Annotated in this window: 18 protein-coding genes; 9 read left to right on the forward strand and 9 right to left on the reverse strand. The window is 59.8% G+C overall.

Translation table 11 applies throughout. From position 1 onward, the window contains the following. Window positions 1-153 precede the first annotated feature (153 nt). The 3 genes from NKI22_RS16240 to NKI22_RS16250 all read left to right on the forward strand — a co-directional run bounded on the left by NKI22_RS16240 (window position 154) and on the right by NKI22_RS16250 (window position 4,615). Window positions 154-1,992: a carbamoyltransferase family protein gene (locus tag NKI22_RS16240; RefSeq protein ID WP_352816196.1), complete on the forward strand. Its 1,839-nt coding sequence runs from the start codon at window positions 154-156 to the stop codon at window positions 1,990-1,992. 282 nt (window positions 1,993-2,274) lie between these two features. Beyond that, a complete protein-coding gene (locus tag NKI22_RS16245) occupies window positions 2,275-3,087 on the forward strand; it encodes an SGNH/GDSL hydrolase family protein (protein ID WP_352816197.1) in 813 nt (270 codons plus the stop codon). A gap of 682 nt (window positions 3,088-3,769) precedes the next feature. Beyond that, window positions 3,770-4,615, forward strand: a complete 846-nt coding sequence (locus tag NKI22_RS16250) for a GSCFA domain-containing protein (RefSeq protein ID WP_352816243.1) — start codon at window positions 3,770-3,772, stop codon at window positions 4,613-4,615. Between the two features lie 83 nt (window positions 4,616-4,698). Here the strand turns inward: NKI22_RS16250 and NKI22_RS16255 are convergent, their stop codons facing one another. The 5 genes from NKI22_RS16255 to NKI22_RS16275 form a co-directional block, all read right to left on the reverse strand. Next, window positions 4,699-5,436 (reverse strand): TylF/MycF/NovP-related O-methyltransferase, encoded by a 738-nt coding sequence (locus tag NKI22_RS16255; protein ID WP_352816199.1) that lies wholly within the window; start codon window positions 5,434-5,436, stop codon window positions 4,699-4,701. A 669-nt stretch (window positions 5,437-6,105) separates the two neighbouring features. Beyond that, complete coding sequence (locus NKI22_RS31470) at window positions 6,106-6,360, reverse strand: DUF6894 family protein (protein ID WP_023717696.1); 255 nt, start codon at window positions 6,358-6,360, stop codon at window positions 6,106-6,108. 37 nt (window positions 6,361-6,397) lie between these two features. Beyond that, entirely contained in the window at window positions 6,398-6,622 is a 225-nt protein-coding gene (locus NKI22_RS16265; RefSeq protein WP_023717697.1) for a hypothetical protein, read from the reverse strand. 266 nt (window positions 6,623-6,888) lie between these two features. Further along, window positions 6,889-7,050 (reverse strand): hypothetical protein, encoded by a 162-nt coding sequence (locus NKI22_RS16270; protein WP_023717698.1) that lies wholly within the window; start codon window positions 7,048-7,050, stop codon window positions 6,889-6,891. Between the two features lie 435 nt (window positions 7,051-7,485). Then, window positions 7,486-7,869, reverse strand: coding sequence for a hypothetical protein (locus NKI22_RS16275; protein WP_352850898.1), 384 nt, complete (start codon window positions 7,867-7,869; stop codon window positions 7,486-7,488). 32 nt (window positions 7,870-7,901) lie between these two features. On the opposite strand from NKI22_RS16275, the gene NKI22_RS16280 reads away from it, so the two are divergent. Then, window positions 7,902-9,215, forward strand: coding sequence for a methyltransferase family protein (locus NKI22_RS16280; protein WP_352816202.1), 1,314 nt, complete (start codon window positions 7,902-7,904; stop codon window positions 9,213-9,215). A 36-nt stretch (window positions 9,216-9,251) separates the two neighbouring features. On the opposite strand, the gene NKI22_RS31475 is transcribed toward NKI22_RS16280, so the two are convergent. Next, window positions 9,252-9,788, reverse strand: coding sequence for a DUF982 domain-containing protein (locus NKI22_RS31475; protein ID WP_502896333.1), 537 nt, complete (start codon window positions 9,786-9,788; stop codon window positions 9,252-9,254). On the opposite strand from NKI22_RS31475, the gene NKI22_RS16290 reads away from it, so the two are divergent. From NKI22_RS16290 to NKI22_RS16310, 5 genes are all read left to right on the forward strand, one after another. After that, complete coding sequence (locus NKI22_RS16290) at window positions 9,774-10,835, forward strand: glycosyltransferase family 4 protein (RefSeq protein ID WP_352816203.1); 1,062 nt, start codon at window positions 9,774-9,776, stop codon at window positions 10,833-10,835. The genes NKI22_RS31475 and NKI22_RS16290 overlap by 15 nt on opposite strands. Before the next feature lie 48 nt (window positions 10,836-10,883). Continuing rightward, window positions 10,884-13,046: an amylo-alpha-1,6-glucosidase gene (locus NKI22_RS16295; RefSeq protein ID WP_352816205.1), complete on the forward strand. Its 2,163-nt coding sequence runs from the start codon at window positions 10,884-10,886 to the stop codon at window positions 13,044-13,046. Between the two features lie 177 nt (window positions 13,047-13,223). Further along, window positions 13,224-15,005: an alpha,alpha-trehalose-phosphate synthase (UDP-forming) gene (locus NKI22_RS16300; RefSeq protein ID WP_352482652.1), complete on the forward strand. Its 1,782-nt coding sequence runs from the start codon at window positions 13,224-13,226 to the stop codon at window positions 15,003-15,005. Continuing rightward, the gene (otsB, locus tag NKI22_RS16305) at window positions 15,002-15,844 is read left to right on the forward strand and encodes a trehalose-phosphatase (protein WP_023717704.1); all 843 of its coding nucleotides are present in this window, start codon (window positions 15,002-15,004) and stop codon (window positions 15,842-15,844) included. The genes NKI22_RS16300 and otsB overlap by 4 nt, the downstream gene beginning before the upstream one ends. 128 nt (window positions 15,845-15,972) lie before the next feature. Continuing rightward, window positions 15,973-17,430 (forward strand): NCS1 family nucleobase:cation symporter-1, encoded by a 1,458-nt coding sequence (locus NKI22_RS16310; protein ID WP_352482653.1) that lies wholly within the window; start codon window positions 15,973-15,975, stop codon window positions 17,428-17,430. A 30-nt stretch (window positions 17,431-17,460) separates the two neighbouring features. Here NKI22_RS16310 and NKI22_RS16315 read toward each other — a convergent pair whose 3' ends face one another. The 3 genes from NKI22_RS16315 to NKI22_RS16325 all read right to left on the reverse strand — a co-directional run bounded on the left by NKI22_RS16315 (window position 17,461) and on the right by NKI22_RS16325 (window position 20,908). Further along, window positions 17,461-18,000, reverse strand: coding sequence for a DUF1697 domain-containing protein (locus NKI22_RS16315; RefSeq protein ID WP_023717705.1), 540 nt, complete (start codon window positions 17,998-18,000; stop codon window positions 17,461-17,463). 11 nt (window positions 18,001-18,011) lie between these two features. Continuing rightward, window positions 18,012-19,640: a CTP synthase gene (gene pyrG / locus NKI22_RS16320; RefSeq protein ID WP_352448839.1), complete on the reverse strand. Its 1,629-nt coding sequence runs from the start codon at window positions 19,638-19,640 to the stop codon at window positions 18,012-18,014. A gap of 146 nt (window positions 19,641-19,786) precedes the next feature. Then, on the reverse strand, window positions 19,787-20,908 hold the full coding sequence (locus tag NKI22_RS16325; RefSeq protein ID WP_023717706.1) for a L,D-transpeptidase: 1,122 nt from the start codon (window positions 20,906-20,908) through the stop codon (window positions 19,787-19,789). Window positions 20,909-21,005: the final 97 nt, after the last annotated feature.

Raw genomic sequence — 21,005 nt, forward strand, 5'->3', positions numbered from 1 at the left:
TTGGGCTGGTATTTCCCGTCGGATTTGCGCGCCGGTTGGTCAGAGTGATCTGCCGACGGCTCCAAAGAACGCATTCCAATGATACATTTTGGATTGAACGAAGAACCAAGAACGATTTGAACTCGATGACCAATCAGTTTTGAAGACAATATTATGACCAATATATTGGGCATATCGGCTTTCTACCACGACAGCGCGGCCTCCCTCGTCGTCGACGGCGCCATCATTTCGGCGGCCCAAGAGGAGCGGTTCACCCGTCGAAAAGCCGACGAACGCTTCCCCTCAAACGCCATTCGGTCCGTTTTGCAGACCGGCGGCGTCTTGCTGAAGGATGTGGACTACGTCGTATTCTATGAAAAGCCGCTGCTAAAATTTTCGCGTCTGCTTGAAACCTATCTCGACGCCGCTCCTAGCGGATTCGATTCATTCCGAAAGGCGATGCCCGCTTGGCTGACGGGAAAATTATTTCAGAAGAAGATCATTTTCGACGAACTCCGCAGAATTGACCGCGGCTTCAAGGATCCATCCCGAATCCTCTTTTCCGAACACCACGTAAGCCACGCGGCCAGCGCGTTTTTCCCGTCGCCCTTTAATGAAGCTGTGGTTTTGACTCTCGACGGCGTTGGCGAGAAAGCAACCACGACAGTTGCGATCGGCAGAGGCGCAACTCTTGATGTCGTGCGGGAATTGCGGTTTCCGCATTCGCTCGGGCTTCTATACGCGGCGTTCTGTTATTATCTCGGCTTCAAGATAAACAGTGGCGAATACAAGGTGATGGGGCTGGCCCCCTATGGTGTGCCTCGGTTCAAATCGCTGATCCTGGAAAAGCTGGTCGACCTGAAGGAGGACGGAACCTTCCGTCTCGACCAAAGCTATTTCGCGTATGCCACTGGACTGAAAATGACGAACGCACGGTTCGCCAGCCTCTTCGGACAGCCGGTAAGGCGCCCTGATACCGATCTGTTAACTGATTTTCATATGGACGTTGCCGCGTCCATCCAGGCCGTCGCCGATGAGATCGTTCTTCGGCTGACTCGCAGCTTGGCACGAGATTTTGCAATTCCCAATCTGTGCATGGCCGGCGGTGTGGCGCTTAACTGCGTGGCGAACGGCAAAGTGCTCAGAGATGGTGCCTTCAAGAGAATCTGGGTTCAGCCCGCAGCCGGCGATGCCGGAGGCTCGCTTGGGGCCGCACTCGCCGCCTGGCATCTTAAACTCGGCGGTGAGCGGGTTATAGCCAAGCAAGATTCCATGAAAGGGAGTTATCTCGGTCCGGAATTCGGTCAGAGCGAGATCGAAGCGCAACTCAGCCGAGCCAAAGCCGTTTTCGAAGTCATGCCAACCGACCAACTGATCGATGCCACGGCTGCGGCGCTGGCCGACGGCAAGGCGGTGGGGTGGTTCCAGGGCAGGATGGAATTCGGACCACGGGCGCTTGGCAACAGATCCATCCTTGCAGATCCGCGGTCGGACCATATGCAGAAGACGCTCAATCTCAAGGTCAAGTTTCGCGAGAGTTTTCGTCCGTTCGCCCCCTCAGTCCTGTCGGCACATGTGTCGGACTGGTTCGATCTGGAGGGTGAATCGCCTTATATGCTCCTCGTTGCTCCGGTCAAGCAGAGCCGTCACCGCGCGATGACTGCATCCGAGGCCGCTATGTTCGGAATAGACAAGCTGAACGTCCGTCGATCCGAGATTCCTGCCGTCACGCATGTCGACTATTCGGCCAGGATTCAGACGGTGCACGTCGAGACCAACCCGCTATACCACGCGTTGATCACCCGGTTTGAAGCGCTTACCGGCTGTCCTGTCTTGGTGAACACCAGTTTCAATGTGCGCAGCGAGCCGATCGTATGTTCCCCGACGGATGCTTTTCGCTGCTTCATGGGAACGGATCTGGACGTGCTGGTGGCTGGTAACTGCGTTCTCCATAAGCCGAAGCAGGATTCCGCCCTCGCAATGGACTACCGCGGTGAGTTTGAGCCCGATTGAGCACGCGCACGAAAGGCGTTGCTACATGGTGTCGAGATGAAGGTGGTTAAAAAGCAACTTTGGAGAGCGCGGCGCACTTTGCGCAAAGGCCTCATTATGCTTCTAGGCGATAGGGCGCTGCTCCAGATCGGTTTCCCAGGCTTGATTGCCAAATGGGCTGGTTGCCCGACACCTTTGGTTCGGCCAAACCCCTATACCCTATATGAGCTGAATCCTGTGTGGCACTCCGGCAACGGCAGATCGAGACACAATAGCCTGGGCTTCCGGGGCCCGGAAACCGCCATGCCGAAGCCGGCGCAATGTCTAAGAGTTGTCTGTATGGGAGAATCGTCTACTTATTGTACCGGAATAGAAGACGATAGCCGTACTTATCCGCACCGGCTGGGCGAATACCTGAGGGATCTGAAACCGGGAGTCGAAATTGACATCGTCAACGCAGGAGTTGGCGGATATACCTCGGTCGAGAACGTTTTGAGACTTCTTTTCCACGTAGCACCATTGTCACCTAATCTTATCGTATACTACTATACCCACAATGATGTTCATCCTCGCCGACTGGAAGGACTGTCTCGAGACTACAACCAGTATTCCTGCTCCTGGTTCGAGCCACCGTCAGGTGGCGGGCTTTCGGGTTGGTTCAAAAGACGGCAAAATCTGGCGACCGCGTATGTCGGGAACATTGTTCGACGTCGAGGCGATGGACGTCGAAATTCGAAGCACATTGCGCACAATCCACCAGACGCGTTTCGTGCGAACTTTAGTGCACTGGTCGTCCTCGCAAAGGCAGCCGGAGCCTCGGTTCTCTTCGTAAACCCCAATTATCGGCAGGAAGACCCAAACGATCCTGCTGCAAACGCGGTTTGGGAACACAGACGCATTGTGGAAGACATAGCCAAGCGAACCGGCGCCTCGGTCGTTGATCTCCATGGATCGTTGCCTTACCTTTGCCAACGCAGCGAGACTTTGGATAGAAATTATTACGACGAGGTGCATTTCACCGAGAAGGGAGCGGATTCTGCTGCCAGGATTGTTGCCAACGCGATTATGGAACAGGGTCTTCTGAACTTTTCCAAAGAGAAACCTCTAATATACTGACGTACACGAAAGAAAAACTATGAATGTTTTCCATGAATAGTATATTTTTTTGGACATCCGCTGCTTTGCTGGTTGTAGCCGCAATAGCATTGGTGCGGATGGTCATAAAAAAACGAGGAAAAGCTGACGAGGAAGCTGAGCCGGAGGACAATTACCCTCTCTGGTAGGCCCTAATCCCCTCGGTCTGCCTTGGGTTACGCCAGACGTGCGCGAGAGAGATCCCCCGGTCCCAAGGGCGCGCGGCTCATGTTGCGTTGCCGATCCACCAAAGGCGATTTCTGCACAACTGTCGGGGTCAGCGGACAGCCCGACAGACGCCTCAATGAAGCGTGAAGCGGGACCAGACTGCGCCGCGACAACATGCGCCAAAAGAACCGCATCTGAGGTCTGACGTCGTTCGAATAGTCAATCTTGAATCCTTCTGATTGCAGCTAGCCGCGAAGCGGACTACATGTCCGGCATTGCGGTTGGGGCCAGCTGTGACCACTATGGAGCGACTGTGCCATTTCTGGAGCGAGTTAAACGAAGGTACCTTCGGATACGCAATCGACTCGGATACGCCAAACCTGTCCGTCTGATGGCGTCGGATAAATTGAACGCGAAGTATGGCGACTTTGTAAGCTCTGGCGCCATTACTATACGCAAAACCCCCGTATTAACTTCTGACGATATATTCTTCACGATGGGGAGTTGCTTTGCGCAGGAAATTCGACGCGCGTTGACAAACAGACGCATCGCATGCGTCCCGTCCTACGGAAATATCAGCTTCGACCCCGCGGAGGCCATTGTAGATGAGCTGCCTCGGCAGGAACATATGAACTTCTACAACACTTTCACTGTTCGCCTCCAGCTCGAGCAAATGCTTGGCGTGTGGGATCAGGCAGACGACGACTGGTGGCAGGTCAAAAAACGCGTCCCTTGGGGCTCGGCCAGCTTTCAGGACCCGTATCGGCGCGGTATTTTCGCCAAATCTCCGGAAGTTCTCAAAGAGGTGATCGGGAGCGTAAACCGGGAGATGCGGGCTGGCTTCGATGCCGCCACGGCATTCATATTCACCTTTGGAATGACCGAGGTCTTCATCAACAAGGCCAGTGGCAAAGCAGCAGCGCAGAAGCCGCTCTATCTCGGCGGCGGCGGAATGCAGGAAACAACGCTTCACGTCAGCAGCTTTCAGGAAAACTACGCCAACGTGATGGCTGCCGTGGACATGGTCCGTGAACGCAAACCCGATGCGCCGATAATTCTCACGGTCTCACCGGTTGCATTGGCGCGCACATTTCAGGACGCGGATGTCGTCACCGCGAGCACTGAAGGCAAATCCGTTCTTCGCGCCGTGCTTGGTCAAGTCTGCCGGGAACGGGACAATGTCCATTATCTTCCCTCGTTCGAGCTTGTCACCTATGGAGGCCTCGCTCGTAGCTACAGAGAGGACTTGCGGCACGTAAAGAACTCAGTCGTCGACGAGATCGTTGAGCAGTTCTTCAATGCCTATTTTGCTCCGTCGCAGGTGCCATCAAGCGAGAATTGATACCCATGCCCTGCCGATCTCTATCGCGGCATTCGGTGACGTCCTCGCTTCATCCGATGGAGAGCCGCCGCAACCATTCAGGACTAGCATGCCTTTACGACAATCGCCTGCCCCGTTGGAAGTTCGATAATGCCTTCCGGGCGGTTTTCGAAGAATTGGTCAAAGGCCTTTCGGGCTCCAGGACAGAGCGCGGAGCCGTAGTCATCGCATATGATGATGCCATGTGCGCACACCCGATCGTAGAAGAAGGCAAGCGCGTCACGCGTCGGCTCGTATAGATCGACGTCAATATGGACCAGGGCGAAACGCCGGTCGGCTACGCTGGGAAAAGTTTCCGGTATCCATCCCACATGAAAAGTTGTGTTGCCGAAGTCCGAAATATTCTCTCTGGCTACCCTCTCGTCAGTGCTGAGATCGCCGGACTTCCACGGCGTTTGGCCGTTTCGCTTGCGATCCTCTGCGGTCGGTTCCGAGAGGCCGGCGAACGAGTCGAAAAGGTGATAGTGCCGTGGCCGAAGATCGCTCATCAGCATGAATATCGTCGACCGGCCTTGCCTTACGCCGCATTCGGCCACATCGCCGTCGATCCGCTCGATCGATCGTAGGCAGCTTTGCAGGACAAAAGCTCGCGGATCTGGAATCCCGCGGATGTTTTTGACCCGCTGCAGTGCCTTGCGGAAAAATGGCTGGTCCTTCCAGACCATATGGCTGGAATAGACATAGAAGCCGTATCTGTCCGCCTTCTTCTGTGCGATCTTATACCAAGCCACGCCTCGGCGTTTGTTTGAAAAAACAGCAAGTGCCGCGTCTCTCAATTTCACCTGTATCCTCCAGCATTCGGTATGTGTTCTGATGACGGCAGAGAGAAACTCTGCCGTCATCAGACGCGAAATGACGTCGAGTTCCGACTGAAGGACATGGCCTTATCCCGCAACGAAGCGCTTCCGGTGCACGTAATAAGCCAAGATCGGGAATGGAACTCCCATGCACTGCGACTCAAGATCACGGTCACGTACCAGGCCGGTCCGGAAATTGGTCGATTGCCAGCGGAAGTTAGCACACTGCCCGGCTTAATCTGCGCGCCGCAACGATGGCGCGGCACCTCCTCATCACATATTTGCGCACAGCAGGGCAATGCCCGCAGCAGATGTGCGTCGAAAGTGTCAGGCGCCCTCGTCGCGCCTGGAGCGTCAGAGAGCCCAACTCGGCGACCAGGGAGATCAGGCCGTCGCGATCGCGGATCAGTCTCGCCGCGCTCGCCTTGGTCAGTCCCCTGCCCTCGAGATCCTGGAACGCTACGGTAGCCCTGGGCCGACAAACGGGAGCATAAATAGTTCCCCTGTCGGCAAGGCAAGCCATGTTTGTTCTTGCTTTGTGCCGGCAGCTATGCTACTAATTTGCTTATGGTGCTGATTTGCGCCAACGACCGCCTTGCCGCGACATGCGGTTTTTCAGCCAGGCTCGACAAAGCTCGCCCGCATTGCGGGCTTTCACGGTCGAGTGCCAGCCTTTTCGGCAGCTTCCGAGAAGGGAAATCGGAATAGCAGCTTCCGGTTCTCGTCGCAGATTTCGAAGGAAAGACCTGTCAGGACCGGGCTGCCGCTGAGCAGGCCCTCGGCCAGGATTTCCTTGGCCGAAGCCATGGCGTTATCCTGAGCCGCGGACAAACCGTCCAACTCCTGACCCTCGAAATCTTCCGTCAAGCGGCCGTCATTGTTTCGGAAGTGAAAAAAATATCTCGGCATGCCGGTTCCGGTTGGTCGGTTTATCTAATTTTAGCCTTCATGCGTCAGGTCGATCGAACAGCACCCCCAGCCCATGTTCGAACGCACATGCCGCAATCATGTCGTCCAAGGCTTTTCCGGAGACCGGGCAATTCGGCATGACAGCCCTGATGGCGATCTCAGCCGCTGCGGTAGAAACCTCATCGTGGCGCCTCTTCCTGGTCTCGATATATTGCTCGATCAGAATTTTCAGGCGCCGCGCTGCAATCTCGTCAACGACCATGGTTCTCCCTCGATTCGGCACAATGTCCGTCTTCCGGGGTCCGTCTTGCGGGTGAACGGTCCGCCGCCATTGGGTAGCAGCGGACCACTCGGCTGGGTGAGCCAACGGCCCGAGGCGGGGGTGTCTCGGACCGCCACCACAATAGCTTCGAGAGGCCACACGTTCCACAGGACGCTGCCGTTGGTAATTTTCGTACACTGAACATTGCCGCGGGCAGTCCGGGACTGTGGGATTTTTGGGCTAAGCCGCCGTCGCCGGATGCCGGATCAGCTCCGGCTTTGATAGCTGTAGATGCCGGCGCCGATCGCGACCGCTCCTACGGTTATCAGGATCGATGGCAGCCCCATCGACGTGGCGATGATCCCCCAGACGATGGCGACGGCAATTGCGCCGGCCGTTCCCAACACCAGTCTAAGCCGTTTCGACATTATCTGTTTCCCCCGAAAAGCGCATCTTTGGTCTTTTTCTGATCGAAATACCGCAATGCGGCACCATTGTCTGCGCTTTGTCCAACGTTTTTACGCCGCCCCTGAGCCCGACCGCTGAGGCGTAAGCGATCCGTATGCGGCCTTGTTGCAAACACCCGCTCGACAATGAGGAAGCTTGGGCGAAAGCCCGAGAAGCGAGGCGTCAGAAAGCGAGTTATCTATGCAAAATTTTCGGAATTTACTCCGGTTCACAATCATGGGCATGGCGGCCACGACAACCGCAATAGTCATCACAGGCCTTACCCCCGAGACAACCGAAGCGACTTTGATTTGCCATAGGGTGGTCTGCCAGAAGGCGAGCAATGAACGCAGTGCTTTCGGCACCAAATATCAGCGCAAGTGCACCTGCGAAAATGTAAGCGAGGGCGCTAACAACTATCCCTCCCCGCGCAACGTCAACAAGGGGCCCATCGGCGGTTCGAGCGGCACCAGCAGTTCAGGCGGCAGTAGTGGTTCGAGCGGCACCAGCAGCTCAAGCGGCAGCAGTGGTTCGAGCGGCACCAGCAGCTCAAGCGGCAGCAGTGGTTCGAGTGGCAGCAGTGGTTCGAGTGGCAGCAGCGGCTCGAGCGGCACCAGCGGCTTGAGCGGCACCAGCGGTTCAAGCGGCAGCGGTGGTTCAAGCGGCAGCAGCGGCTCGAGCGGCACCAGTGGTTCAAGCGGCAGCAGCGGTTCGAGTGGCAGCCGTGGTTCAAGCGGCGGCAATGACGGAACAAGCAGCGGCGGATCCAACGGCAGCGGTGGAGTGTAGCAGCTGCTCAAGTGGCTCCAGCGGCGGCGGGTGGGCACACCACGTGACCCGTGCCGGCCGCCCACGACGATCAAACCCTCACGACAACGGGAGTAGTAGCTTGACGCTCCAACCGAAATCCGCGACCGCGTCCCTCACCGGCCTTGCAGGACTGCTTGGTCTTGCGCTGGCCGTCGGGGTGCTCGTCGACAGAAGCTGGCCTGTGCATTTGCAGGCCATGACTGTCATTGCAGCTACCGGGGCAGCGATGATCGCGGTCGACACGGCCTATTTCCAGACGTTTCGAAGGCGTTCAACGGGATTGCAGGCAAAGCCGATGCGAGCGCTTGAAGTCGAGCGCGTCATGCGCAAACTCATCGGCTTCATCGTCACGCTCACGACGATTGCCGCAGTCTACTGGATATTGCCGGAATACCGGCGTGAGTTTTACGCCCCCTACTGGGCAGCTCTCTACGACACCTTGCCGGCGCTGCTCGTCACCGCGCCGTTTGATGTTGCTTATGTCGATCGCCGGCAAACCGATCCGGAAGATTCATATGCCGAAATCGGTGCATTCGTCCTCGGCGGCGCAGTGCCGCAAAGGACTGAGCAGATACGCCAGCATGTGCGGGGCTGGATCGTCAAAGGCTTCTTCCTGCCGCTGATGTTCGTCTATCTGTGCTCCGCGCTAGGTTCGATCCTGGCCGGACTGGAACAACCGTATCAATTCGACATCATGCGCTGGCACGCTTTTGCAATCGATCTCCTGTTCATGGTGGATGTCCTTGTCGCGGTCGTCAGCTACATTTTCACGCTGCGCGTCCTCGACAACCATATCCGCACCGTCGAGCCCACTGTGTTCGGCTGGCTGGTTTGTCTTGCCTGTTATGAACCCATGAATGCCGCCACCCGTGCCTACCTGAATTACGAAACGGGCGCCAACTGGACGGCGGTGATGCCCACACCGGCGCTCCAGGTTTTCTGGGGATCGGCGATCGTCTTCTGCGTCTTGATTTTTGTCTGGTCCACCGTGAGCTTTGGCCTGAGATTTTCCAATCTCACCAACCGCGGAATCATCACCTGCGGACCGTATCGCTGGATCAAGCACCCCGCCTATGTTTCGAAAAACCTCTCCTGGTGGCTGGTCTCCGTCCCTTTCCTCACCGCTACGGGACCCGCTGAAGCGCTGCGGCACTCCGCCATCCTGCTCGGGCTCAACGCCGTCTATGCACTTCGCGCCATCACCGAGGAACGCCATCTGTCACGCGACCCCGATTACGCCGCCTATTGCGATTACATCGCCGAGAACGGTGCTGTAGCCCAGTTCAAACGACTGTTCGCGAAAGCGAGTCGGTCGCCGATCGGGCGTTCCGGCTGAATGATATCTTGTTTTGAGGGTTAGCGGCAGCTGGCGCTATCGTCGCAGCGCATCCGCGCGATGCCGATCCTCGCCGCTCACCGGCAACGGCCGATCGCCCTCGAGCAGGCGGGTGATCCGGGCGAAGCCGGCAAAAGCCTTTCTCGCTTCCTCGGCCGACATCCGGCCGGCCATGGCCGCAGCACAGCAATTCACCGCACATTGGTAAACCGGCCCGCGCCGCCCGGCCGGCCATTTTCGCAGGAATGCCATCGCTTCGGCAACGCTGTCGATCTCCTCCACAGGCTGTCCCTGTCCGCGCAAAATCCGCACGGGCGAAAAGAATTGCAAGCGGTCCATCGTTTCCTCCCCGTCGACCGGATGCGTACGATCGAACCCCACTAAACTCGCGAACTGGCCCTTTGGTTCCCGGCAAAAGAGGCTTGCCATGAAAAATGTTGGCTGGACGGCAAGCTCCGGCAGTCCCAATTGCGCGACATCTTGCCGTTGTACGGGAACGTTAGCGCGACTGATGCATTTCGATCCCACGAGCAGTCTTTTTGAGGGAAATGCCAAAACATGAGAATAGCCCATGTGGCGCCGCTCCATGAATCCGTGCCACCCCGGTTCTATGGAGGGACGGAGCGCATCGTCTCCTATCTGACCGAAGGATTGGTCGAGCTTGGCCATGACGTGACCCTGTTCGCCAGCGGCGATACCAAAACGTCGGCGAAATTGGTGGCGTGTCGCGAGCGTGCGCTGCGTCTCGATCCGCGCCCCCACAAATCCGAAACCGCGGCACATCTCTCTATGCTTGCCGAGGTGAGGAACCGTGCGCAGCAGTTCGACGTCATCCACTTCCATCTCAGCCACTTCCTGCATTTTCCTTTCTTCGAACACATGCCCGACCGGACGGTGACAACACCGCATGGCAGGCTCGACTATGTCGATCTGGCGCCGGCCTACGAACGTTTTCCGCGCTTTCCGATGATCTCGATTTCCCGCAGCCAGAGAGCCGGGCTCGCCAAGGCCAATTGGCTGGCGACCATCCATCACGGGCTGCCGATCGATATCTACGAGCCGACTTTCGAGACGGATGCGGACGAGCCGTATCTGGCGTTCCTGGGCCGGCTGTCGCGCGACAAGCGCCCCGATCGTGCCATCGAGATCGCCTTGCGCTCCGGGCTGAAACTGAAGCTTGCCGCAAAGATCGGCGATGACGACCGCGCGTTTTTCCACGACACTGTCGAGCCGCTGATCGACGGCGACCGTGTCGACTATATCGGCGAGATCGAAGAGGACGGAAAGGCGGAATTCCTCGGCAAGGCGGCCGGCCTGCTGTTTCCGATCGATTGGCCGGAGCCGTTCGGCCTTGCCGCGATAGAGGCGATGGCCTGCGGCACGCCGGTAATCGCCTGGAATTGCGGTGCCCTGCCGGAGATCATCGACCACGGCGTGACCGGTTTCCTTGTCGACACAGTCGATGCTGCGGTCGCCTCGATACCGGAATTGCTACGCCTCGACAGGCGTCAGGTGAGATCCGTATTCGAGAACCGTTTTTCTGCCACGAGAATGGCCCACGACTATGTGGCAGCCTATGCGCGCCTGATCGGCGCTCCCGGTGAAGCGAGAGCGTCCTGATCGGCGTCATTGCGGAAGTTGAGAACGAAACGACAGAGTTTGTGACGAATGAATCAACTCGACGAGCGTAAGCTTGATCCCGCCGTAGCCCTTGCCTCTCTCGACGAGGTCGCGCCTCGGGAGCCGCACCGGCTGTTCGCCCTCAAGCAAGGCGACTGCTTCGCGGTGGCCGACGCCTATGGCGACATCCGCGGCGCCGGCGACGGCTTTTTCCGAGACGACACGCGTGTGCTTTCGGAATTTCGGTTGACGGTCGGTGGCCGGCAAATGTCACTGCTCGGCGCATCGCTCAGCCAGGACAATGTGCTTTTCACCTCGAACCTGACCAATCTGCCGATTCAGAGTGTCGGTGGCCGGGATATTCCGCAGGGCGCGATCCACATAGAACGCGTCAGGCTGCTTTGGCAGGACCGGCTGTTCGAGCGCATCACCCTTTCCAACTACAGCCAGGAATCGTCGGCCATTCGGGTTTCCTTGCATTTCGCAGCAGATTTCCGTGACATGTTCGAGGTGCGCGGCTCGACCCGGCCCAAGCGCGGGATAGCCCATGCCGCCGAGACCAGTCCGACGTCCGTGGTGCTTCGATATGACGGGCTGGACCAGCTTGTGCGCCTGTCGGCGATCTCGTTCTCGCAAGCCCCGGACAATTTGACCACCAACCGTGCGGATTTCCTGATTGCGGTGACTAAGCGCAGCAGCGAGGTCCTCTATATCGAAGTCGGCCCGGAAGTGGCGGAGACACCCGACCGCGACCGTTTTCGGGCTGCCGCCGCCCGCGCTCGCTTCGGCATGCGCGCCAAACGCCGCCACGGCGCGACGGTGCACAGCTCTGGCCGCGTCTTCAACGACTGGATCGAGCGCGCGCGCGCGGACGTGGCGTTGCTGACCACCGAGCTTGCAACCGGACCTTACCCCTATGCCGGCATACCCTGGTTCTCGACGGCGTTTGGCCGCGACGGGGTGATCTCCGCACTGCAGATGCTGTGGTTGAATCCCGGGCTGGCGCGTGGCGTGCTCGCCTTTCTCGCCCAGCATCAGGCAACCGAAACGTCGCCGTTCAGCGATTCACAGCCGGGCAAGATCATGCACGAGACCCGCAAGGGCGAGATGGCGGCACTGCGGGAGCTCCCGTTTGGCCGCTATTACGGCGGTGTCGACACCACGCCGCTCTACATTCATCTCGCTTGTGCCTATGCGGATCGTACCGGCGACATGGCGTTCCTCGACAGCCTGTGGCCATCGCTCTGTGCTGCGGCCGAATGGACCGAAGAGATAAGCCGCGCGACCGGCTTCGTTACCTATCAGCGCGGCGCCGAGTCCGGCCTCGCCAACCAGGGCTGGAAAGACAGCTTCGATTCGGTCTTCCATGCCGACGGTCGCATGCCCAAGGGGCCGATCGCCCTGGTGGAGGTGCAAGGCTATGTCTTTGCTGCGTTCCGTGGTCTGGCAGCGCTCGCCCGCCGCCGTGGCGAGGACGACAAGGCCGATCATTGGGACGAACGCGCCGAAACCATGCGCACCGCGGTCGAACGCCATTTCTGGATGGACGATCTCAATTTCTACGCCATGGCGATCGACGGTGCCGGCGAGGTCTGCAAGGTACGGACGTCGAATGCCGGCCATCTCCTCTATGTCGGGCTGCCCGAGCCGGAACGGGCGCAATTGGTCGCCGATCAGCTGCTCTCGGCGTCGTTCCACTCGGGTTGGGGCGTCAGGACGCTGGCCGACGATGCGATATTCTTCAATCCCATGTCTTACCACAACGGTTCGATCTGGCCGCACGACACTGCCATGTGCGGTGCCGGCCTGGCACGTTATGGCGTACGCGACAGCGTGGTGCGGCTGATGAGCGGCACGTTCGAGTCGGCTGTCCATTTCAACATGCGGCTGCCGGAACTGTTCTGCGGCTTTACCAGGTCGCCGGGCGAAGCGCCGATCGCCTATCCCGTCGCGTGCCTGCCGCAGGCCTGGTCGGCGGGATCGGCCTTCATGTTGATGCAGGCCTGCCTTGGCCTGGAAATCGATGGCTGGGACGGTGAAATCCGGGTCACCCGCCCGAGGCTGCCGATCGGCATCGACACGCTGACACTGCGGCATCTGGGTGTCGGCTCGGTGGTGGTCGACCTCACATTCCAGCGTGTCGGCGATCGGGTCGTCGCCTTTCTCGCCGATCGGTATGAGGGGATGGTACCGCTCATCGTGCGCACCTGACGCCGCCTCGCTGCGGCGCATCGAAAACGACGCGCGGCACCGCAATCGTCCGGAACCGATAGCCTCTTTGTGCGTTGCAAAAATGGGCGGCGTGGGAACGCTGTTGTTTTCGCACGGCAGCGAACCAGAAAAACCAATAAAAACGGCTATCGGCGGCCGGAGGCGAGATCACATTCCATGTCAGATTATACTGTAGACCTGCTCTGGGTTTTGCTGATTGCAAGTTTTGGCTTTTCCGCTTTTGCCATTCTCCTATCGATATCCCGCCAGCGCCGCGGCCGCGCAACGGCGGCCGCATACACGCCGAGCGAGGATGTCGCATCGGAAGCGGCACGCAAGGTGCTGCGCGAGTTCGAAAAGAACGGCCAGTCGGCCGACGCGGCGCTGGTCACATGGTCGCCCGACACATTGCGTAAGATCCTGGCCGACGACCTGCCGGACGCACAGGTCATCGTCGTGTCCAACCGCGAACCTTACATCCACAACATCAAGGATGACGGGGTCCAACTTCTGGTGCCGGCCAGCGGGCTGGTTTCGGCACTCGAGCCCATCACTCGCGCCTGTGCCGGAACCTGGATCGCCTATGGCGGCGGAACGGCAGACCGTCTCACGGTCGACAAGGACGACCGGGTGCAAGTGCCGCCAGGCAATCCGTCCTACACGCTGCGCAGGGTCTGGCTGACGGAGGAGGAATATCAGGGCTATTATCTGGGCTTCGCCAATGAGGGCCTATGGCCGCTTTGCCATATCGCCTTCACCCGCCCGATCTTTCGCGCCTCGGACTGGGACGCCTACGAGGCCGTCAACCGCAAGTTCGCCGATACGGTGGTTGCCGAAGCACGCAACGAGCGGCCGATCGTGCTGGTGCAGGACTACCACTTCGCGCTGCTGCCGCGCATGATCCGCCAGCGCCTGCCGGACGCCATCATCATCACCTTCTGGCACATCCCGTGGCCCAATTCGGAAGTGTTCAGCATCTGTCCGTGGCGTGAGCGGATCCTGGAGGGATTGCTCGGCAGTTCGATCATCGGCTTTCATACCCAGTTCCATGCCAACAACTTCACCGAAAGTGTCGACCGCTTTCTGGAGAGCCGCATAGAACGGGCCGACGCGGCGATCTCCTATGGCGGACAGACCACGTTGGTCCACGCCTATCCCATTTCCATAGAATGGCCGGCCCAATTGCTGGCAAGTTTGCCGTCTGTCGAGGAGTGCCGCGCCCGTGTCCGCGATAGATTCGGCCTGTCTGCGGAGACCAAACTATGCGTTGGCGTCGAGCGCCTCGACTACACGAAAGGCATTCTCGATCGCTTCCATGCCTTGGACGAATTGTTCACCAGATATCCCGAATGGATAGGCAAGGTGGTTTTCCTGCAGATCGCGGCGCCGAGCCGGGGGACATTGCCGGCCTACCAGCAACTCCATGACGAATGCCGCCGCTGTGCCGAGGAGCTCAACCGGCGCTATGGCAGCGAGACATACAGCCCTATCCTGATGGTCGCCGAACATCATCGGCAGGAGCAGGTCTACGAGGTCTATCGCGCCGCCGACATCTGCATGGTCACCAGCCTGCATGACGGCATGAACCTTGTCGCCAAGGAATTCGTCGCGGCGCGCGACGACGAACAGGGCGTGCTTTTGCTCAGCACCTTCGCCGGCGCCTCGCGCGAATTGCTGGAGGCACTGATCGTCAACCCCTACGATGCAGCCATGATGAGCGAGGCGCTGTTGCAGGCGCTGACGATGACGCCGGAAGAGCAGCGCGAGCGTTTGCGGCCGATGCGCGAGATGGTCCGCGACAATAATGTCTACCGCTGGGCCGGCAGCATGTTGCTGGATGCCGCGCGCCTGCGCAAACGCGGCGATCTCGACAGGGTGACCGGAACTGGCGAGCGCCCGCCGTCGAACACCAACAACGTCATCTCGATGTTCGAGCGGGCACGGAAGGCAGCGTCGTGAAAAGCTTTGAACAACCGCCGGCGCCCGACCTGCCGGAAGGGCAATGGGCGCTCTTCCTCGACATCGACGGAACCCTGCTGGAACACGCTGCCCATCCCGACGCGGTGTCGGTCGGCGAGGAATTGCGCAATCTGCTTGGGCACATCGAGCAGCGGCTGGATGGTGCGGTCGCCTTCATCACCGGCCGCTCGATCCCCGCTGTGGACAAGCTGTTCCACCCGCTGAAGCTGAGGATCGCCGGCCTCTATGGGCTGGAGCACCGGCTGACGCCGACGGGTCCGATCGATGCCGCCGACGCGCCTGCCGACATCGCCGCCCTTGCCGACGAGATCGAGGCCGAACTGGGCAGCGGCAAGGTCTATGTCGAGCGCAAGGGTCCGGTCCTTGCCGTCCATACAAGAGCAGCGCCGCAACTGCTTGCGCCGGCAATCCAGTTGATCGAACAGGCATTGGCCCGGCTTCCGAAGGGTTATCGGGTGCTTCCCGGAAACGCCGGCGTCGAGCTCATGCCTCTGGAAGCCGTCAAAGGTGCTGCCATCCGGCGTTTCATGGACATTCCGCCCTTTGTCGGCCGGCGGCCGATATTCCTCGGAGACGACACATCGGACGAACACGGTTTCGAGGCCATCAACGAAATTGGCGGCATCTCGATCCGCGTGAAGCCGAACGGACCGACGGCCGCAACCTATGTCCTCGATGGCGTGACCGGCGCAATAGCCTGGCTCGGGGCCAATTTCGAAGTCTCGCCGGTCTCCGGTGCTCGACCGGCCGACAACAAGGCAGAGACCGAATCAAGGGCGAAGCTCAATATCGCAGCCACGGCAGCGTCCGGTCGATAAGCGCGTTTCTCATTGAATATCTTTAAGCCCAAAGCCGGCAAATCGTCTGCTTGCCGGTTCCCCTGCGTCAGGCTTAACCTGCGTGCCACGCGTGGAGGCGCGTGCGGTAACAAGGGGAGGACATCTCTATGACCATACAAGGCGCATCACCGGACCTGTACAATGAGGATCTCGCTCCGGCGAAGGTTCGAAACTGGGGACCGTTCTCGATCTTCAACGTCTGGACGTCGGACGTCCACAGCCTGTGGGGCTACTATCTCGCTGCCAGCCTGTTCCTGTTCTGCGGCGGCTTCGTCAACTTCATCATCGCCATCGGTATCGGTTCGCTGATCATCTATGCGTTGATGAACATGGTCGGCTATGCCGGCGTGAAGACCGGGGTGCCCTACCCGGTCCTGGCGCGCGCCTCCTTCGGCATCTGGGGCGCCAACATACCGGCGCTGGTGCGTGCCATCGTCGCCTGCTTCTGGTACGGCGCGCAGACGGCGGCGGCCTCCGGCGCGATCGTAGCCCTGCTGATCCGCTCGCAATGGTTCGCCGACTTCAACCAGAGCACACATTTCCTCGGCCACTCCGGGCTCGAGGTGATCTGCTTCGCCGTCATCTGGGCGCTGCAGCTCCTGATCATCCAGAGGGGCATGGAAACGGTGCGCCGCTTCCAGGATTGGGCCGGACCGGCGGTGTGGGTGATGATGCTGATCCTGGCGATCTATCTTTGCATCAAGGCAGGCACCTTCGCCTTCACCAGCGACATCCCGATGGATGTGCTGCTGGAAAAGACCAAGGACGCGGGCGTGCCGGGCACGCCGGGCTCCTGGACCTCGCTGTTTGCTGTGGCGGCGATCTGGGTGACCTATTTCTCAGCGCTCTACCTCAACTTCTGCGATTTCGCCCGTTATGCGCCGGACAAGGCATCGCTGCGCAAGGGCAACATCTGGGGCCTGCCGGTCAATCTCATCCTGTTCTCGCTGGTCGCCGGCGTCACCACAATCGCCGCCTTCGACGTCTATGGCGAGGTGCTGCTGCATCCTGACCAGATCTCGGCGAAATTCGACAGCTGGTTCCTGGCGGCGCTCGCGGCCCTGACCTTTGCCGTAGCGACGCTTGGCATCAATGTGGTGGCAAACTTCGTGTCGCCGGCCTTCGACTTCTCCAACGTCTTTCCACGTCAGATCGACTTCAAGAAGGGCGGCTACATCGCGGCGCTGATCGCGCTAGTGCTCTATCCCTTCGCGCCCTGGGAAGGCAGTGCCGCCTCCTTCGTCAACATCATTGGCGCGACGATGGGGCCGATCTTCGGCGTGATGATGGTCGACTACTACCTGATCCGGAAGGGCGAGGTCGATGTCGAGGCGCTCTACAGGGAGAATGGCGAATTCCGCTTCCAGGGCGGCTGGCATGTCAATGCCTTCATCGCCGCCGGTATTGGCGCGGTCTTCTCGTCGATCCTGCCCAACTTCACCGGCCTGCTGCCGTCCTGGTGGGGCGTCTATGGCTGGTTTTTCGGCGTGGCAATTGCCGGCGTCATCTATTACGTGCTGCGTACGATGGCACTCGGCGCCTGGGCCAAGATGGCCAAGGCCTAAACGGATTCGGGGCGGCGCAAGCCGCCCCGTTCATTCTGCGACCATCTCGGCCAGGCGGCGCACGGTGTTCCAGTTGCGCGACGTGCCGATGCCGAGGCGTTTGTGGCTCACCGCCGCAAGCAGCCGCGAACTCGGCGTCTCGCGCGAAAAGACGATCCAGATGTCGCCGCCGACCGCCTGCAGCTTTTCATTCCTGCCGATATAGGCCTGCAGCGCAGAGACCGCATCGGGGGAAACAGGCGCCCGCATCACGCGCACCGCCACCTGGTCCGCGGCTTTAGCCGATTCGGCTGGGAACGGATTGCCGGCCGCCAGCCTCAGCCAGCCGTCGGCGCGGCGCACGATGATGTCGACATGGCGGCCAAAAGTCTTTGCGAACGCCGCCTCCAGCCGCTGCTCCAACGCCGCGAGTTCTGTCTCCTGCGCCTCGAAGACCAGATTGCCGGTCGCCACCAGTGTGCGCGGGTTGTTCAGGCCCAGGCCTTCGGCCATCGCCTTGAGATCGGACATGACGACCCGCCGCCCCTCGCCCAGGATGATGCTGTAGAGCAGCGCGACGTAAGTTCGCATCGGCGGCTAATCTAGACCAGCCGCGACTGCTCTACCGCCGCCTCGATGAAGCTGGCAAACAGCGGGTGCGGATCGAGCGGCCGGCTTTTCAACTCGGGATGATACTGCACGCCGATGAACCAGGGATGGTCGGGATATTCGACCGTTTCCGGCAGCACGCCATCCGGCGACATGCCGGCAAACACCAGGCCGCAATCCTCGAGCCGCTCCTTGTAGTCGACATTGACCTCATAGCGATGGCGATGGCGTTCGGAAATCTGCGTATCGCCATAGATCTCGGCGATCTTCGATCCCTTGGCGAGGTCGGCCTGGTAGGCACCGAGCCGCATGGTGCCGCCGAGGTCGCCGGTTTCCCTGCGCTTTTCCAGCATGTTGCCCTTCAGCCATTCGGTCATCAAGCCGACGACCGGCTCCTCGGTTGGACCGAACTCGGTCGATGATGCGTGCTCGACGCCGGCCAGCGAACGAGCCGCCTCGATGCAGGCCATCTGCATGCCGAAGCAGATGCCGAAATACGGCACCTTGCGCTCGCGCGCGAACTTCGCCGCCAGGATCTTGCCCTCCGAGCCGCGCTCGCCAAAACCGCCGGGGACGAGAATGCCATGGACCTTTTCCAGCCACGGCGCCGGGTCTTCCTTCTCGAATATCTCGCTTTCGATCCAGTCGAGCTTGACCTTGACCCGGTTGGCGAGGCCGCCATGCGACAGCGCCTCGATCAGCGATTTGTAGGCATCCTTGAGGCCGGTATATTTGCCGACGACGGCGATAGTCACCTCGCCTTCCGGATTGTGGATGCGGTTGGACACCGCTTGCCATCGTTCCATGCGCGGCTTCGGCGCCGGATCGATGCCGAAGGCGGCCAGCACTTCCGAATCCAGCCCTTCATTGTGATAGGCCATCGGCACGTCGTAGATATGCGGCACGTCGAGCGCCTGGATGACGGCGCTTTCTCGCACGTTGCAGAACAGCGACAGTTTTCTGCGCTCTTCCTTGGGGATCGGCCGGTCGGCGCGGACCAGCAGGATATCAGGCGCAATGCCGATGCCGCGCAACTCCTTGACCGAATGCTGTGTCGGCTTGGTCTTCAGTTCGCCCGCCGTCGGAATGTAAGGCATCAAGGTCAGGTGGACGTAGACGGCGTTGTTGCGCGGCAGGTCGTTACCGAGCTGGCGGATCGCCTCCAGGAACGGCATCGCCTCGATGTCGCCGACGGTGCCACCGATCTCGCACAGAACGAAATCGTAGTCGTCATTGCCGTTGAGGACGAAGTTCTTGATCTCGTCGGTGACGTGCGGAATGACCTGCACGGTGGCGCCGAGATAGTCGCCGCGCCGCTCACGCTCGATGATGTTCTTGTAGATGCGGCCGGTGGTGATGTTGTCCTGCTGGTTGGCCGAGCGGCCGGTGAAGCGTTCATAGTGGCCAAGATCGAGATCGGTCTCGGCCCCATCATCGGTCACGAAGACTTCGCCGTGCTGGTAGGGCGACATCGTGCCGGGATCGACATTGAGATAGGGATCGAGCTTTTTGATGCGTGCGCGATAGCCTCGCGCCTGCAAGAGAGCCCCAAGGGCCGCTGCAGCAATGCCTTTTCCAAGTGAGGAAACCACGCCGCCTGTGATGAATACATATCGCGCCATGGGAGTCATCGCTTAACGCGGCCGAATTGATTCCGCCAGAGAAAAAACCGCCGCGAAGGCTTTTTCCCAAGAAGGCGCTCTGGTCATGGACGTATCAAAACAAAAGGGCCGGCGAGGCCGGCCCTTTTGGCACGATCTGTAAAGCGTCAGATGATGACTACCTTGGTGCCTACTTTCACCCGGCGGTAGAGGTCCATGACGTGCTCGTTGATCATGCGGAAGCAGCCATTGGAGGCGCTGGTTCCGATCGACTGCGGTGCAATGGTACCGTGGATGCGCAGATGGGTATCCTTCTTGCCATCGTAGAGATAGATGGCGCGCGCACCGAGCGGATTGTCGCCGCCGCCGGGCATACCGTCCTTGTACTGCCCATAATGCTTGGGTTCGCGCTTTTGCATATCCAGCGTCGGAATCCAGCGCGGCCATTCCTGCTTGTCGCCGACGGCAACCGTCCCCTTGAACTGCAGGCCTTCGCGGCCGACCGCAATGGCATAACGGCGGGCGGTTGACGATGATTCGACGAGGTAGAGACGGCGGGCGCTGGTATCGATGACGATGGTGCCGGGGTTGTAGCCGGTGAATTCGACCTCCTGCGGCACGAATTCCGGCTTGACCTTGAACTGGCGCTTGGCCTGCTTCCTTTCGAGCGCGGCGTCGAGCGCGCGCGTCTCAGGAAGCAGCGACATCGATGAAGAGGATGTGCCGCCGAACAGTCCCGCGAACAGCCCGACGCTCTGCGGCTTCTGCCCGACCGGTTCGCTGCGCAATTCGCCATTGTTGCCGGTCAGCGCAACGTTCATGGCCTCGGCCGGGATCGGCTCGGCCGACTGGATCGGCGCGATGGGTGCGATCGGTTCGATGATGTTGACGGTCTTCTTCTTGGCCGGCTTGGCATCAGCCACCTTGACCGCCGCGACCGGCTGGCTCTCCTTGGCAAGGAATGCCTGCCGTTCCGCATCGGCCTTGGCTTTCGCCGCCTCGCGCATCGCCAGCTTCCTGGCTTCGAGTGCCTTGGCGCGAGCGGCTTCCTTGTCGGCTGCGATCTTGGCTTCGATCTTGCGGATCTGCGCAAGGTCGTCCGGCGTCGGATCTTTCTTCTTCTTGAGAAGCTTCAATTGCGCCGCATCGCTTTTGGCAGCGACGTTGACGACGTCAGTTGTTGTCGCGGCTTTATGAGCCGAATTTGCCGTCGGCATAGCCGCGTAAGCGGGCGCACCTAGGCTGAGCACGGCACAAAGGCCGGCAAAAATGAAGCTGCGAAGCTGCATGGGGAAGATCCGATCGTTCAATGCTTGTTGCCCACGGCGTCGCCCGGCGCCCCCCAAGGACGCCGAAAATGCCGCGCGCAATGTATAATCGATTAGC

The sequence above is a fragment of the Mesorhizobium sp. M0778 genome (genome assembly GCF_040320105.1).
In the GTDB taxonomy this organism is placed as follows: Bacteria; Pseudomonadota; Alphaproteobacteria; order Rhizobiales; family Rhizobiaceae; genus Mesorhizobium.